This is a genomic window from Bdellovibrio bacteriovorus, assembly GCF_001592735.1.
In the GTDB taxonomy this organism is placed as follows: Bacteria; Bdellovibrionota; Bdellovibrionia; order Bdellovibrionales; family Bdellovibrionaceae; genus Bdellovibrio; species Bdellovibrio bacteriovorus_D.
In genome coordinates this window covers 348,907-364,230 of record NZ_LUKE01000002.1, presented here as the reverse complement: position 1 = coordinate 364,230, position 15,324 = coordinate 348,907, and the positions used below count along the sequence as shown (strand labels likewise).

12 protein-coding genes are annotated in these 15,324 nt (G+C 45.9%); 10 read left to right on the top strand and 2 right to left on the bottom strand.

The features are described 5' to 3' along the window. Window positions 1-113 precede the first annotated feature (113 nt). Both AZI86_RS12205 and AZI86_RS12200 read left to right on the top strand, forming a co-directional pair. Window positions 114-1,289: a glycosyltransferase family 9 protein gene (locus AZI86_RS12205; protein ID WP_253715916.1), complete on the top strand. Its 1,176-nt coding sequence runs from the start codon at window positions 114-116 to the stop codon at window positions 1,287-1,289. Then, window positions 1,192-2,283, top strand: coding sequence for a glycosyltransferase family 9 protein (locus AZI86_RS12200; RefSeq protein ID WP_061835464.1), 1,092 nt, complete (start codon window positions 1,192-1,194; stop codon window positions 2,281-2,283). Before AZI86_RS12205 ends, AZI86_RS12200 begins: the two co-directional genes overlap by 98 nt. Here AZI86_RS12200 and AZI86_RS12195 read toward each other — a convergent pair. Then, window positions 2,270-3,682, bottom strand: coding sequence for a sigma-54-dependent transcriptional regulator (locus AZI86_RS12195; RefSeq protein ID WP_061835463.1), 1,413 nt, complete (start codon window positions 3,680-3,682; stop codon window positions 2,270-2,272). The two genes, AZI86_RS12200 and AZI86_RS12195, sit on opposite strands and share 14 nt — an antisense overlap. After that, window positions 3,679-5,574 carry a CHASE2 and HATPase_c domain-containing protein gene (locus tag AZI86_RS12190; protein ID WP_253715915.1) on the bottom strand — a complete coding sequence of 632 codons (1,896 nt, stop codon included), beginning with the start codon at window positions 5,572-5,574 and terminating at the stop codon, window positions 3,679-3,681. Before AZI86_RS12190 ends, AZI86_RS12195 begins: the two co-directional genes overlap by 4 nt. A gap of 46 nt (window positions 5,575-5,620) precedes the next feature. On the opposite strand from AZI86_RS12190, the gene AZI86_RS12185 reads away from it, so the two are divergent. The 8 genes from AZI86_RS12185 to AZI86_RS12150 all read left to right on the top strand — a co-directional run bounded on the left by AZI86_RS12185 (window position 5,621) and on the right by AZI86_RS12150 (window position 15,296). Then, a complete protein-coding gene (locus AZI86_RS12185) occupies window positions 5,621-6,571 on the top strand; it encodes a bifunctional riboflavin kinase/FAD synthetase (RefSeq protein ID WP_061835462.1) in 951 nt (316 codons plus the stop codon). Further along, on the top strand, window positions 6,549-7,379 hold the full coding sequence (locus tag AZI86_RS12180; protein ID WP_061835461.1) for a hypothetical protein: 831 nt from the start codon (window positions 6,549-6,551) through the stop codon (window positions 7,377-7,379). The genes AZI86_RS12185 and AZI86_RS12180 overlap by 23 nt, the downstream gene beginning before the upstream one ends. Before the next feature lie 50 nt (window positions 7,380-7,429). Next, window positions 7,430-9,127 (top strand): type IV-A pilus assembly ATPase PilB, encoded by a 1,698-nt coding sequence (gene pilB, locus AZI86_RS12175; RefSeq protein ID WP_061835460.1) that lies wholly within the window; start codon window positions 7,430-7,432, stop codon window positions 9,125-9,127. 2 nt (window positions 9,128-9,129) lie between these two features. After that, window positions 9,130-10,173 carry a hypothetical protein gene (locus AZI86_RS12170; RefSeq protein WP_061835459.1) on the top strand — a complete coding sequence of 348 codons (1,044 nt, stop codon included), beginning with the start codon at window positions 9,130-9,132 and terminating at the stop codon, window positions 10,171-10,173. 2 nt (window positions 10,174-10,175) lie between these two features. Beyond that, window positions 10,176-11,399 carry a type II secretion system F family protein gene (locus AZI86_RS12165; protein ID WP_061835458.1) on the top strand — a complete coding sequence of 408 codons (1,224 nt, stop codon included), beginning with the start codon at window positions 10,176-10,178 and terminating at the stop codon, window positions 11,397-11,399. Further along, complete coding sequence (locus tag AZI86_RS12160; RefSeq protein ID WP_061835457.1) at window positions 11,400-12,971, top strand: two-component system sensor histidine kinase NtrB; 1,572 nt, start codon at window positions 11,400-11,402, stop codon at window positions 12,969-12,971. It abuts the gene before it with no gap. Between the two features lie 39 nt (window positions 12,972-13,010). Next, the gene (locus AZI86_RS12155) at window positions 13,011-14,417 is read left to right on the top strand and encodes a sigma-54-dependent transcriptional regulator (protein WP_061835456.1); all 1,407 of its coding nucleotides are present in this window, start codon (window positions 13,011-13,013) and stop codon (window positions 14,415-14,417) included. Window positions 14,418-14,867: 450 nt separating this feature from the next. Then, window positions 14,868-15,296 carry a ferritin-like domain-containing protein gene (locus tag AZI86_RS12150; RefSeq protein WP_061835455.1) on the top strand — a complete coding sequence of 143 codons (429 nt, stop codon included), beginning with the start codon at window positions 14,868-14,870 and terminating at the stop codon, window positions 15,294-15,296. The last annotated feature ends 28 nt before the right edge of the window (window positions 15,297-15,324 follow it).

The following is a 15,324-nucleotide window of genomic DNA, read 5'->3' as shown; positions in this document are numbered from 1 at the left end:
TGACCGCCAAAGGTCTTGAATCTAAAAAATCCTCCACTACGACAAGGCCCTAGGTCCTGACCCAGACCATAGGAATTTTCAAATAGACCTCGTTGTCAGGATACAATCAAAAAATGAGTGTTATCGGCTGTCGTCATTTTACCGGATACAAACCATGTCCTAAAAATACTACCTGCAATCAGCAGTGTGCACATCTCGATATTCCGACGACCTCCATTTTAATTGTTCACTTAGGCGCGTTAGGTGCCGTTGTTCGCAGTACGGCTAATTTGCGTGCGATAAAAAGAAAATATCCGGGATCGATGATCACGTGGGTGACAGATGCACCGGCCCACCACTTGCTTACAAATCATCCGGCAATTGATCGCGTTTTAACCACGAACGAAAACGACATGTTGCAGCTGAGCGCTTTGGAATTTGAAATCGCCTTTGTCGTCGATAAATCGCTTAAAGCCGTAGGGGTTATTAAAAGAACCACTGTGGATCAGATATACGGATTTAAATCCCATCCGGTGAACGGCGCCATCATTCCCGCAACCACGGCGGCTGAGGAATTATGGTCCCTGGGATTAGATAATAATAAAAAGTTTTTCGAAAATAAAAAGCCTGAAACCCAGTTGATGATTGAAGCCTTGGAATTAGGCGAATTTCGTCGCGATGAATACTGGCTGCCACTCACCGCGGGAGAAGAAAAAAAATCCCAAGAACGCAAAGCAAAATGGCTGGGAAGTTATCAAGGAATCATTGGTTTAAATACGGGATGCAGTTCAGTCATTGCCTATAAAAAGCTTTCCGTTGAAATGCACCGCGAATTAATTTTAAAACTGCGCGCCAAAATGCCGCACATGCAGATTGTTCTTTTGGGTGGCCCCGAAGACACCGAAAGAAATCAGCGCATCTCTTACGGTCTTGATGTGATTAATTCTGACACCGAATCGGGTCTGCGCGACGGTCTTGTCAGTATTGCTGCCTGTGATGTGGTCGTGACGGGTGACAGCTTGGGCATGCATATGGCGATTTCTCAAAGCAAACAAGTGGTGGCTTGGTTTGGCCCAACATGCGCGCAAGAAATTGATCTTTATGACAGGGGATTTAAGGTCCTTTCACAAAGCCCGTGCAGTCCTTGTTGGAAGAGGACTTGTGAAAAAAGCATAATGTGCTACGATCAAGTTTCGCTAAAGGAACTGATGGATGCCATTAAATCTTGTTGTACAAACGGCCTTTCTGGGGGACTTGCTCCTCTCGATTCCGCTCCTCAAAAAAACGAGAGAGCTGTGGCCACAACATAAGCTGGCGTTAGTCTGTCGCAAAGGCTTTGGGGATTTCTTTTTACAGGCTAAGCTGGTCGATCAAGTCTTTGAAATCGAAAAAGGCCGATCAGAAACTTACGCAAAAATCCTAGAACATTTAAAATTTGTCGAAGTTGATCATCTGATTTCTCCGCATGAATCCATGCGCACGGTTTTTTTCTGCGCGCAAATAAAAGCCAAACATAAAGTCACCTTTAAAAAATCATGGAACTTTTTGGTTTTTTCGAAGCGTTCGATTAAAAATCCCGCTCTGCCGGATTCCATTCGTCAATTAAGCCTTCTTTCTAGTGAAGATCCGCAATTAGAGCAGGATATCGCTAAATATGCACAGATGGAGCGTCCTTATTTGCCCGGTGAAATGGGAAGGTTGCCTGCGCCCCCCGTATGGGCGTCGATGAGTTTGCGTCATCAGATTTTAGAGCGCACCGACGTGTGGGAGAGCTTAAAGGCCCAATATCCTCTTCACGGATTTGACGAAGGCAGAGCCGTTCTGCTTTTTCCGGGCAGTGTGTGGGCGACCAAGCGTTGGACGGAAGAGGGATTCGTGAAATCAGGCAAAGCCCTGATGGAAAAAGGTTTTCAAGTCTATGTCATGGGGGGCCCTGGTGAAGAAGCCTTGGCCGAATCCGTGGCCAAACAAATCCCGGGCTCTATCTCGTTAGCAGGAAAGACGAAGATTTTTGAGTCCGCGCAATTGATCGCAAGATCACTTTTAGTGATTGGTAATGACAGTGCCTCAACACATTTGGCGGCTGTCTGTGAAACGCCGCTGATTGCGGTGTTTGGGCCCACCATTTTGGAGTTTGGCTATCGCCCCTGGTCTGCACAAAGTTATGTGGTACAGCGTGATGGATTAAAGTGCCGACCTTGTGGCAAACATGGACATCATGTCTGTCCGATCGGCACCCATGAGTGCATGAAGGGCATCCCGGCCGAGGATGTCCTTCGCACCGCTGGATTTATTCTTCGCTAGTATAATCTTTCACGTTAATGCCGTATTTACGGATTTTACGCAGCAAAGTGTTCTTCGGAATATTGGCTTGAGCCACAGTTTGATTGATCCGACCGTTATTGGCTTTTAAAGCACTGATGATAAATTCTTTTTCCATCTCTTCTTTAAAGGCATCAAAATCCAAGGGACCTGAATAACCTACGTTCGTCGTCTTATCCGGACTTTCTTTAGGGGAAAGTTTAATGGAATCTGGCAATGAATCCACTGAAATCACGTGCGAGTTTTCTACGATAAAGGCGCGTTCAATGACGTTTTCAAGCTCGCGAATATTTCCCGGCCAACGATAAGATTTTAGCATATCTAACGCCTCTGGCGACACGCCAGAAATCACGCGACCGTGCTGTTTTGCAAACTTCTTAATGAAATTTTGCACCAAGGCATCAATGTCATCCGTGCGCTCACGTAAAGGAGGCATGAAGATGGGCATGACATTCAGGCGGTAAAACAAGTCTTCGCGGAATGTGCCTTCTTCCATCATCTTTTCCAAGTTACGATTGGTGGCAGCAATAATGCGGGTGGTGGTTTTAACTTCGCGATTGCTTCCGACAGGCGTGAACTTGCGATCTTGTAAAACCCGCAAAAGCTTCACTTGCATGTCGGGTTTTAATTCTCCGATTTCATCTAGGAACAAAGTTCCGTTATTGGCGACTTGGAACTTGCCGATCTTTCTTTCCACCGCCCCGGTGAAAGCCCCTTTTTCGTGGCCAAAAAGTTCACTTTCCATCAAGCTTTCGGGGATTGCTCCGCAATTGATCGCGACAAAGCTGCCCGACTTACGAGGAGAGTTAAAGTGAATCGCACGGGCCACCAGTTCTTTGCCGGTTCCATTTTCACCGCGAACAAGAACTGTCGTATCGACTTTGCACAAGCGATAGATCAAGTTAAAGACCTCTTTCATTTTTGAGGTGTCGCCGACAAATTCGCTTTCGATATCGTCATCAAACACCGGATTAGAAAGGGCCAAGCTTGAAACCAAGTCCCGAGCTTCAATACTTTTACGAACGATCTCTGCAAGAAGTTCCGGTTTGACGGGCTTTTCAACGTAATCGTAAGCGCCTTCTTTGATCGCTAAAACGGCGTCATGCAAATTCGAGTGTGCGGTCATCAGCATGACGAATGTGCGCGGATCATGTTCTTTGATGGCCGTTAAGGCTTCAATGCCGTTCATCTCTGGCATTTTGACGTCCATCAAAACCAGGTCCCATTGTTTTGCCTGAACTTTTTCAAAAGCTTCTTTGCCGGTCGAGGCTTCTTCGATTTCAAAATCGATTTCGGGCATGGACGTTTTTAAAATCGAAATCACCGAACGGCGTAATTCGGCTTCGTCATCCACGATCAGGGTGTTTAATTTGTTGATCATACCATCACCTCATTTTCAATTTCGGAATCCAAAGGCAAAGTGAAAGAAACGCTGGTCCCTTGACCCAAAACGCTTTCCATTTTCACTTTTCCTCCATGCAGTTCAATAAAATATTTAACTAAATACAAACCCAAGCCCGTTCCCTTAGAGCGCAAATCTTGGTCGCTGCCGCGTGTGAATTTGCCCCAGACTTTTTCCATATCTTCGGGCTTAATACCTTCGCCCGTGTCTTTGACAATCACGCGGACGTCCTCTTCGGCCTCTTCAGAAATCACTTCGATACTGCCACCTGGCGGTGTGTACTTGATTGCATTTTCAACCAGATTGATGACCACTTCTTTTATCAGGGTGGTGTCAAACTCTAATGAAAACATCGGTTCCAGCGTAGTATGAATCGCAATACTTTTTTCGCGCGCTAAAGGACGCAATGCTTGCAAGGCTTCTTCAATCACTTCGTTAATATCGGCGACATCTGTATGAATTTTAAAATCACGCGATTCAACTCGCAAAACTTTTAAAATAGATTGGATATAGCGATTGAGTTCGTCACTGAAAAGGCGCAAGGATCTTAAATCCGTACCTAACTCCTCCGCGTGGTGTTGCACCAACAGGCGGTCAATGATGGCTTGGATTTTTGCGATCGGCGTTTTAAGGTCGTGCGAAATCAGACTGACGAAATTGTTTTTTAATTGTTCTAGCTCTTGCAGGTATTGTTGTTCTTGCTGCAAGCGAAAATTCTTTCTTTCAATCTTGGTGGCTTGATAGCCGATAAAGATAATCCAACATGCGGCTAACAAAACAAACGGCGAGAGGGCCGGCGACCAAAAGAAAAACGTATCAAAAAACCACGCCGAAAGGGCGGCCAGCAGGGTTCCAATCCAGCCAATAAAAAACAGCGCCACGGATTGGGGATAGGTCGTGATCAAAAAGACCGCGAGCATCATCAAAAAGAAAAAACCAAATGCATACCACCAGAATGGCAAGCGCTTGATCCATTTACTGCCTAAAACCGTGTCGGTGATATGGGCTAAGATTTCTGCGCGCGATAAAGTCCCCATCGGGGTCATGTAGACGGGGCCCGAGGAAGTCTCTGCGCCAATAAGAACGATCTTGTTTCTAAAGGCATCATAGGGAACTTCGTCATAAAGAATTTCACTTAAAGAGTACTGAGTGAAAACTCGCCCCGATCCGCGAAAGTTGATGGGAAGACCCGCCATCGTAGTTGGAAATTTCTTACCCGTGATTTTTTCCACCAGGTGGGGCATTTCTTGGCGTTGGGGGAAGACCCTGCGAACCACGCCGTCTTCGTCACGGCGAAGCTCATTGTTGCCTAAGTTATTAAACTCCCGATTGGTAAAGATCGGGGTCAAGATGCGCTCTAAACTGTTGGTGGTGGAGGCCCACACCACGCGGGGATCCATAAACAGGCGGTATTCTTCGTTGGTGAGTCGCAAGGTGCCGACGTTGTCGCCAAAATAAAGTGTTACGCCGACAGACTCGGGGTCTTGGCGAAGGATTTTAATTAAAAGCTCTTGCCAGATTTCCTTATTCCAAAAAAAGCTGTCCGTGATGTCCGTCACTTCGCTCATATTATCCAAAAAATTGGTGCGGGCATCATAGATCATCGCGAAATCACTTTGACGAATGGTCACCAAAACAATTTGTTCTGACGCTTTTTGATCACCTCGCAATTGGAAGCGTTCGTCATAGGACATGATTTCGTCATTGGAAAGGGCGATACAGCCAATCGCCCAGCACAAAATACAACGCAGCCAAAACCCTTTTCGGCGAGAGAAGTATCGAAGCAGAAGTTCGATCCGGAATTTGAGGTGTTCTGAAGGGGTCTTTTGCACGCGTCGCAACATAGCAAATTTATTAAAAAATTCAACCATTAAAAGCACTTACCGGATCGCGCAGAAACAGGTATATTTGAAAAATATGCAAGTTATCTCGGGTATAAAAAGCTTAAAAAACCCCGTCACGGGATCCGTCGTCACTATAGGCAATTTTGATGGTGTCCACAGGGGGCACCAGCAACTGGTCGAGACGGTGGTTCGCGAGGCGCGTTTTTTTGGCGTGCCTTCCGTGGTTTATACTTTTCACCCTCATCCGGTGAAGGTTTTGCACCCCGAAAGACCGACTTTTCGCCTTTTTGATCTCAAAGACCAGGAAGAACAGCTGGAAAAAGCGGGTATGGAAATGCTAGTGATCGAAAATTTCACTGCTGATTTTTCTCAGATTTCCGCCCATGAGTTCTTACAAAAATACCTCGTGGCAAACCTGCATCCTAAAACTTTAGTGGTCGGCCATGACTTTTCGTTCGGGGCCAACCGCGGGGGAAATATTTCTTTCTTGGAAAAATTCTGCGCCGACAACGGCATTCGTTTGATCGTGATTCCGCCGTTTCAAGATCATAATGGGGTTGTCTCTTCAACGCGCATTCGTCAGGCTTTGCGTGATGGGAATGTAGATTTAGCCAATGATCTTTTAGGGCGCAGTTACTATGTCCGAGGGCATGTCGAGCAAGGCTTCCAGCGGGGACGGACGATCGGTGTGCCGACGGCCAATATTCATCCCGATGTGGAATTCATTCCGCGCCAAGGTGTTTATTGCACTTTGACGAAGGTGGGAAATCATTTCCATCCGTCCATCACTAACATCGGAGTGAATCCGACATTTTCGGACGGATCCTCGGCGCGTCCGATTAAAATCGAATCGCATCTTTTTGATTTCGATGCCCAACTTTATGGGGTTGAGGTGGAAGTGCATCTTTTGCATTTTATCCGTGATGAGCAAAAGTTTGCTGGAATTGATGAGTTAAAACAGCAGATCCAAAAAGATATTCAAGAAGCCAGAAGGTACTTTGATGAGCACGCACAAAATTCTTGATTTCGGGACCGGCACGCATTGGGCATTTCGTTTTCTGCAATCTCTTGCGCAGAAAAAAGGTCTGGATTGGGTTTTTGAACATCATGACGAATTTAGCATGCAGGCTCTTGGCGGGGCCACCGCGGCTTTCGTGGATCCCTTGAAGTCGCCGACGATCTTGCCTTTATTTCATGTCGTACCTACCCAAGTACGGGCGGTCGAAATTTTAGATTCACTTTTTTCCGATCATGGCGGCTGGTACCCCCGATTATTGATTCATGAAGTTTTGCGTCGGGTCTTTGTTGCCGAAGCGCGGGATTTAGATATTCGCGCGCCCGCATTTGTTATCGGTGATGGTCCTTTGTGTCGCGTGGCCGCGGCGGTGATTGCCGAAATGGGTGTTTCTGAAATTTTCTTAGTAGGGGAGCGTGCGGATCTTGAAATACAAAAGAAAATTCTTTCGCGCTCGCAATTGGGTATTGCATTTCATGTTTTAGCGGTGGAAGAGCTGACCATGCAGGCGACAAGTGCGGGCATTGTGGTGAACACGGCGGACCTTTCCAGCCAAAAAGCTTTGCTCACGGACCTTTCGTATTTTAATTTTATGAAGCAGTCAGGCTTTGCCTTAGATTTGTCTTCGGTGATGGAGTCAAACACCCTTTTAGATGAAGCCCGGCGCGCAGACTTACGCGTTTTGCCGTACACGTTGGTGATGAAGTCGCTTATGAGGCTGTGGTTAGAACGTCTAGGGGCTGATGATCTTATTACCGACGAAGAGATAGTCCAGCTGTGGTCTGACTTTTTGAAGGAAAACCCTTCCTCCGTCTAGTTACAAAAAATGGCACCTTCATGTAGCATTTTGTCTAGGATGGAATACACATGTCTTCAGTTAAAATAGGTGAAATTTTAGTTAAGCAAGGTTTGCTGAAGCCTGATCAACTATCGTCCGTTGTTGAAGAACAAAAAAAATCAGGTTTAAAGATTACGGCCGTCATCATTCAAATGGGACTGCTTAAAGAAAACCAGATCTTACGAGCATTAGAAAAAAACTTTGCCGTACCTGGAGTTGAGGTCAATACCTTTCAAATTGACCAAAGTGTTACGGCTCTAGTTCCAAAAGAGATTTGTGAAAAGAACACTTTAGTCCCTTTGCAAAAAGCGGGGACGACGTTGGTTGTTGCGTTTTCTGACCCAAGTAACATCGTGGTTCGCGAGGATTTGCGTTTCATCACTCGATGTCGTATCCAACCTGTTGTTGCGACCGAAGTCAGTATCCAATCAGCCATTGAAAAGTATTACGGCGGTAGCATCAGTACAAAATCTTTGGATGCGATGTCAGCCGAAAATTTCGATGACGAAATGCAAGGCTCTACGGCCGAGGTTATTGACCAAGCCGGTGGGACCGCTGACGCGCCGATTGTTAAATTTGTGAACTCTATTTTGACAGATGCGATTCGTAAGAAAGTTTCGGATATTCACTTTGAGCCTTATGAAAAAAGATACCGTGTCCGCTTTCGTATTGACGGTAACTTAGTGGAGGCGACAGCACCTCCGTCGGGGACAGGCGCCGCGATTGCTTCGCGTATTAAGATTATGTCCAAGCTTGATATCGCCGAAAAACGCCGTCCGCAAGATGGTCGTTTGAAAGTTCGTACCAGTCGCGGTAAAGAAATGGATTTTCGTGTCAGCGTGCTGCCAACACTTTTCGGTGAAAAAGTGGTTATGCGTCTTTTGGATCAATCCAATTTGCAATTAGATATGACCAAGCTCGGCTTTGAAGAGGATGACTTAAAACTCTTTAAGGCCAATATTAATTTGCCTCAAGGAATGGTTTTGATCACGGGCCCCACGGGATCTGGTAAAACGAACACCATCTATTCGGCTCTGGCGGACTTAAATCAGCCCGATGTGAATATTTCGACGGCAGAAGATCCGGTGGAATTCAATTTAGAAGGGATCAATCAGGTGCAAATGAATCCTGATATCGATCTCACTTTTGCCAATGCTTTAAAGTCTTTCTTGCGTCAAGATCCGGACATCATTCTGGTGGGAGAGATTCGTGACCTCGACACGGCAGAGATCGCGTTTAAAGCCGCCTCGACAGGTCACTTGGTCGTAAGTACTTTGCATACCAACGATGCTCCCTCGACGGTGATTCGTCTGACAGAAATGGGCGTGGCTCCCTATATTATTACTTCGACCGTCAACTTAATCGTCGCCCAGCGTTTAGTAGGGCGAGTGTGTGAAGCGTGTAAGTCCCCGGTTGAAGTTCCACAGCAGACGTTGTTGAACTTAGGTGTAGTTCCGGCAGAGGTTGGTGAGTATAAACTTTTCCGCGGTAAAGGTTGTGCGAATTGTAACAACACGGGCATCAAAGGTCGGACCGCTATTTTCGAGCTGATGCATATGAACGAAAAAATGAAAGAGGCCATTTTAAAAGGAGCCTCTACCGGTCAGCTGCGCTATTTAGCGCGAGAGCAAGGGATGAGAACCCTTCGCCGAAGTGCTTTGATTAAACTGAAAAAAGGTATCACAACAATTGAAGAAGTACTCAATGCATCAGTGAAGGACACATAAAAATGAGTTTGACGGATCTTCTATTGCAGGCAAAAGCAAAAAAAGCAGAAGAATTTCTTTTTGTCGTTGGCAGTGAGCCGCGCATTCGCGTTTCTTCGGGCTGGGTGAGCTTACGATCTTCTCCTGCATTGATGACCGAGTGGAATTTACTGCAGCAAAGTTTTTTAAGCTCTCAACAAAAAGCGATGCTTGAAACCACGGGTGCTGTCCAAGGTGAAGCCGCCTTTGAAACTGTGCGGATTGGTTTTTCGTTTTTTCAGCAAGATAGCACCATGAAGGCGTTGTTGGATATGGATTTAGACGGCGGCAAGCAGGAAATTCACTTGCCTCCTTCGGTGAGTGAAACCTGCGCGCGCATGAAGGGGCTGGTTTTGACCAGCGGCCCAGGCGAAGCGGGACAAGTGTGGGCGTTACATCGCCTTTTACAAAAATTATCTGAAGAAAAGTCTTTTACCGGCGTGGTCTTTTCGCCCAAGGCTTTTCCGCAAGTGCGCGAACAGAAGGCGTGTTTTATTTATCATAACGGCCAGTTTTCACGGGCGGAAGATAAACACAGTTTGCTCGCGGGCGTAGATATGTTGGTTTATGATGGATTTGAAGATGACGCGACTTTCGAAGAAGCTTTAGCTTACGCGGAACGGGGCATGTTCGTGATCTATTCAATGAAAGCGCCATCGGTCACAAATGCGCTTCGTCGATGTTTATCATTGTTGACGGAAAAATATGGCCGTCATGGGGCGCCTCGGTTGGCGGAAGTTTTAAGCATGGCCGTGGGGCAGTACCCGGTGGCAGGGCTTTCCGGTGAAAAAGTATTTGCCCACGAAGTGCTTTTGGCTAAACCCGAAGTGCGAGATTTAATTGCGGAGGAAAACCTCAAAGGAGTTGAGCAGTTGCTTATCAACTCTGCCGAAAACTCTGGAATTTTGACTTTGAATCAATCGCTTTTGCAGCACTTGATTCGTCGTCGCGTGGACTTAAAAACAGCCTTTGAAGCATCTAGACATCCTGACAACTTAGATCAACTTCTTAAGAAGGTGGGAATTTAATCATGGCGAAGTTTCAGTACCAAGCTAAAAACGCCGCGGGACAAATTGAGCAAGGTGAGGTTGAAGCCGCCTCTCAGCAAGAGGCGATCGTTCGTTTGCGTGCTAGAAAATTAACCCCTCTTCGCTTGGTGCAGTTTGGTGGCAGCCGAACTTCTGCGGGGAAAACGTCCAGCCTTTTTGCGGCGCGTGTTAAGGGTAAAGACTTACAAATTTTTACTCGTCAGTTTGCGACTTTGATTAATGCAGGTATCCCTGTCGTGGATTCGTTAAAAATTCTTTCTGAAGGCTTGCGTCCGGGTCTTTTAAAAGAAGCTTCGGCCCAGGTAAAGACCTCGATTGAAGGTGGTAAGCGTTTAGCCGATTCCATGGCGCAGGTGCCGAATGTGTTTGATAAACTTTATGTGAATATGATCCAGGCTGGGGAAGAAGCCGGTATCTTAGACGGAATCTTGCAACGTCTTGCAAGTTACATGGAAAAATCTGAAAAAATCAAAGGCCAAGTCAAAGGGGCCTTGGTTTATCCGGTGGTGATCATCATCGTCGCTTTGATCGTTATTTCGGGTATCTTGGTTTTCATCATTCCAAAATTCATGGAATTCTTTAGTAATTCAGGTAAAGAACCACCTCTTTTAACACAGCTCGTGGTTCAGTTAAGTAATTCGATGATTCATAACTGGTATGTCTATATCGGATTTTGTGTCGTCGGGCCTTTCTTTTTTATGCAATGGCTTAAAACAGATGCCGGCCGTGATGCCTTTGACCGATTTGTAATGAAAGCCCCGGTGTTTGGAGAGGTCGTACAAAAATCAGCGATTGCCCGTTTAACTCGCACGCTTTCCACACTGCTTGGGTCCGGTGTTGGACTCATTGAAGCCATCGAGATTTCGGCAAAAACCGCGGGCAATATTGTGATTGAGCAGTCGCTGATGCGTTCAAAGCAGTCGGTGATCGAAGGTCGTACTTTTGCCGCTCCTTTGGGTAAAGAAAAAGCTTTCCCCGACATGGTTGTTCAGATGATTTCGATCGGCGAGCAGTCGGGTACCATGGATATTATGCTAGGTAAAATTGCCGACTTCTATGAAGACGAAGTGGAAACGTCGGTGAAAGCCATGACTTCATTGCTGGAGCCACTTTTGATGGTCGTATTGGGTGGTATCATTGCCGTTCTAGTTATCGCCATGTATCTTCCTATCTTTAGTATGGCCGACGTGGTTGGCGGGGGATAGGTGCGCCTTAGTCTTTCCTTTCAGCAAAATAAAAGCCAAGGACTGATCGTCGAGTTTGCTCGGGTCAGTCTGTTTGCTTTGATCTTGCTCATCAGTGTCGCATCTTCACTTTTTCAAGAAGGCTTTGTTAACTGGTCGATCCTTGGTCCCTTTTATGGAATTTTGACGATCGCCTTTTCTTTGCATGTTTTGTATTTCGCATTTTGGGACAAGCTTTTAACAAAACCGGCGTTGTTATTTGCGGGTTTTGTCATAGATTCTTTTCTAATTTCAGTTTTAATTTTTTATTCTGGTATTAATCAGTCGTTATTCTTGTTTTTGCATTTAGTTAATATCCTGCTAGCCGGAATTGCGTGTCGCAGTGTGGGGGCGGTGACGGCGGCGCTCTTTACCAGCATCTTTTTTTCCGGGGCGGCGTTGTTTTCCCCCGAAATGAAAGCACTTAATTTCTTTTTTCTTTTGGCTTTAAACAATATTGCTTTTTTCTCCGTGGCGGGGCTTTCGGGTTATTTAAGTGAGCAACTTCAGACCGTGGGAACCGAGCTCAAAAAGACTGGGCAAAGCCTGCGTTCCGCGCAAGAGCTCAATGAAGTTTTGGTTGAAAACATTCCGGGCGGCATGATCTCTTTCACTCCCGCCGGTGAGCTCGTCAGGGCCAACGCCATGGCTGCCGGGCTTTTAGGGGTTGAAAATATCTTAGATCGCACATGGACAGAGCTTTTCCCGAATCTTTCATCAATGGGTTCATTTCGCGGTGACGTGAAATATCAACCCGCAGACGGAGATGAAAAAGTTTTGGGCATGACCTTATCCCAAGTATATAGCCCGGAACTTCAGGCCCAGTTGAACATTGCCCTTTTTGAAGACCTCACCAAGATTCGGCAGTTGGAATATGCCGCTCGTCAAAATGAAAAGCTGGCGGCGATTGGGGGATTAGCTGCGGGAATCGCGCATGAAATCCGCAATCCGCTTGCTGGTATTAGCGGCAGTATCGAGATGTTAAGCCAAACAGTTTCCAACGATGACGATAAAAAGTTAATGAAAATCATCTTAAGAGAAATTGATCGCTTAAATAATTTGATCACTGAATTTTTAGATTACTCTCGTCCCGAAGTTCCGCCCACAGATCGGGTGGATTTAAGCTCACTTTTAAATGAAGTTTTAGAATCGATGAAAACGAACAATCAAGTTCGCGCAGATGTGAATCAGGTTCGTGAATTCAGCGGTTCCTTGATGATTTTGGGTCGGCGAGATAAGTTGAAACAGGCATTTTTAAACATCATCCTTAATTCATATCAGGCCATGGCGGACAGTGCTTCTGCGCAAATCACGGTCAAGGCACTGAATCATGACAAAGAAATTGAATTGCGCATTCGCGATACGGGTTCGGGTATGAAAGAGACGACTCGTCGTAAAATGTTTGAACCCTTTCATACGACGAAACCGAAAGGCACAGGCCTTGGTCTGGCTGTGACTCACAAGATTTTAGAAGGCCATGGAGCAAAGGTGTTTGTTGAGAGTGAAGTCGGTGTAGGTACCGAGTTTATTTTGACTTTCCCGAAGGCTCACTGACAAAATAGTACATAACAAAAGGCACTGGGAGCGTATTACATGAAGTCGAGAATTCTTGTTGTCGATGACGAAGAATCAATTCGCGAGTTTTTAGAGATCATGCTGAAAAAAGAAGGCTATGAAGTCACTTTGGCGGAAGACGGCCAAAAGGCAAAGGACCTTCTGACTAAAAAAACTTTCGATATGATTATCTCTGACTTGCAGATGCCTCACGTGACAGGTATCGAGCTTTTAAAGCACGTCAAAGAGTCTTATCCCGACACTGTTTTCATGTTGATCACGGCATTCGGTACGACAGAGACGGCCGTTGAAGCCATGAAAATGGGCGCTTACGATTATTTGACGAAACCGTTCAAAATTGACGAAGTTCGTATGAACATCCAAAACGCGCTTCGTTCGCGCAACTTGGAAGTTGAAAATAGAACCCTTAAAAAAGAATTAGTTAAAGAATATTCGTTCCAAAATATGGTGGGTAATTCCCAAGCCATGCATGCCATTTACGACATGGTCAAACGCGTGGCGATGACGCCAACCAACGTTTTAATCACCGGGGAATCTGGAACCGGTAAAGAGGTTGTGGCAAAGGCAATTCACTATAACGGACCTTTAAAAGACCGTCCGTTTGTGACCGTGAACTGTGGTGCCATTCCAGAAAACCTTATGGAATCAGAAATGTTCGGTCATAAAAAAGGCTCTTTCACCGGCGCGGTGGCAGATAAAGCGGGTCTTTTTGAAGTGGCTGATGGCGGAACCTTATTCTTGGATGAGGTCGGCGAGTTGCCTTTGACCATCCAAGTAAAACTCCTTCGTGCGATTCAAGAGCGTGTGATCCGCCGCGTGGGTGCGACCGATGACAACAAAGTCGAGGTGCGTATTATCGCGGCGACTAATAGAAACCTTGAAGAGATGGTTGCTAAAGGTGGCTTTCGTCAAGATTTGTTCTATCGTTTAAACGTAATCAATATCAAAACGCCAAGCTTGCGTGAACGTCGTGATGACGTTCCGTTGTTGGCAAATCACTTTTTAAAGAAGTACAACGAGCGTTTGAATAAATCCATCGGTGCGATCAGTGCTGAGGCGATGGAAATTCTTAAAAAATACGATTACCCAGGTAACGTGCGTGAGCTTGAAAACTTAATTGAACGCACGGTCGCGTTAGAAGGCGGAGCTACAATCTTGCCAGAATCTTTGCCGCCGATGGTGAATACGGCTTCAGGTCGCAAGATGGCTTCGAGTAACGAAATTGAAATCGGCGATGATGGTGTTGATCTTGATAAGGTCATGGGGCAAATCGAAAAAGAATTGCTAGTGAAAGCGATTCACGCCGCAGGCGGTGTTAAAAAACGGGCTGCCAAGTTGCTTCATATTTCATTCCGATCTATGCGTTATCGCATAGAAAAGTACAACCTCGGCGTTGTCGGGGATGATGAGTTGGATGATGAATAAAAAAACAAAAAGCCGCTGAAAAGCGGCTTTTTGTTTTTTTATGGTAAGTTTCTATATAAAGAATATTCGTGGGATGGCAGAGTAGGTCATTTTCTTTAATGAAAGACTCTAAGCTAAATGGATTGATTTCATCGTTCCCATTAGTTCGAGACGGGATTTGAATTTAAATTCGCGCAGCGCTGAAGCTGGATAATGAATCTAACTATCGCATTCTGTGCCGGACGCACAATCTCCTTAGCGCTCAACGGTGGGGCTTAATTTAAGAAGGACAAAGTTGCTCGCGGTTGCGGCGGATGGGTTCGCCGTCTGACGTTCACGTCAGCGGACTGCGACATACGTCGTGGAGACGGATATTGTCAGGTTTTATCTACGACCGAGCGTAGGGGGGCTCTTTTTATTTGAAAACGTATTGAGAAAATGGTCTCATGGTTTTGAAAAACAGGAGGCCTTATGGTTGAAGCTAAAAATGAAAAGATTGTCGCCCTATTAAACGAGATCATGGAGATGGAAGCCTCTGGTGTGATCCGTTACCTTCACTATGCTTTGATGGTGAAAGGTCCGAACCGCATTCCCATCGTTAAATGGTTTCATGACCAAGCGAACGAGGGCTATCAACATGCGTCGCAAATCGGCGAAAAGATCACGTCTTATGGTGGGCACCCCACATTACGAGTAGCGCCCGTTCCGGAAACGAAAACTCACAAAGTTTTAGACATCCTGAAAGAGAGCTTGGATTTCGAACAAGCGGCTTTAAATAAATATAAAGAACTTTTAAAAATCGTCGGCGACGACGTGGCCTTAGAGGAAATGATTCGTTCGATGATCCGTTTAGAAACGGAACATGCCGAAGAAGTCGTTAAGATGTTGGATGTAAACTAAGAGACTTTTAAGGACCGCGTGAGCGGTC

What these genes read in the sequence shown, in the direction of transcription:
- AZI86_RS12205 (WP_253715916.1), top strand. Translation starts at nt 114, where the DNA reads ATGAGTGTTATCGGCTGTCGTCATTTTACCGGATACAAACCATGTCCT.
- AZI86_RS12200 (WP_061835464.1), top strand. Translation starts at nt 1,192, where the DNA reads ATGCCATTAAATCTTGTTGTACAAACGGCCTTTCTGGGGGACTTGCTC.
- AZI86_RS12195 (WP_061835463.1), bottom strand. Translation starts at nt 3,682, where the DNA reads ATGATCAACAAATTAAACACCCTGATCGTGGATGACGAAGCCGAATTA.
- AZI86_RS12190 (WP_253715915.1), bottom strand. Translation starts at nt 5,574, where the DNA reads ATGGTTGAATTTTTTAATAAATTTGCTATGTTGCGACGCGTGCAAAAG.
- AZI86_RS12185 (WP_061835462.1), top strand. Translation starts at nt 5,621, where the DNA reads ATGCAAGTTATCTCGGGTATAAAAAGCTTAAAAAACCCCGTCACGGGA.
- AZI86_RS12180 (WP_061835461.1), top strand. Translation starts at nt 6,549, where the DNA reads ATGAGCACGCACAAAATTCTTGATTTCGGGACCGGCACGCATTGGGCA.
- pilB (WP_061835460.1), top strand. Translation starts at nt 7,430, where the DNA reads ATGTCTTCAGTTAAAATAGGTGAAATTTTAGTTAAGCAAGGTTTGCTG.
- AZI86_RS12170 (WP_061835459.1), top strand. Translation starts at nt 9,130, where the DNA reads ATGAGTTTGACGGATCTTCTATTGCAGGCAAAAGCAAAAAAAGCAGAA.
- AZI86_RS12165 (WP_061835458.1), top strand. Translation starts at nt 10,176, where the DNA reads ATGGCGAAGTTTCAGTACCAAGCTAAAAACGCCGCGGGACAAATTGAG.
- AZI86_RS12155 (WP_061835456.1), top strand. Translation starts at nt 13,011, where the DNA reads ATGAAGTCGAGAATTCTTGTTGTCGATGACGAAGAATCAATTCGCGAG.
- AZI86_RS12150 (WP_061835455.1), top strand. Translation starts at nt 14,868, where the DNA reads ATGGTTGAAGCTAAAAATGAAAAGATTGTCGCCCTATTAAACGAGATC.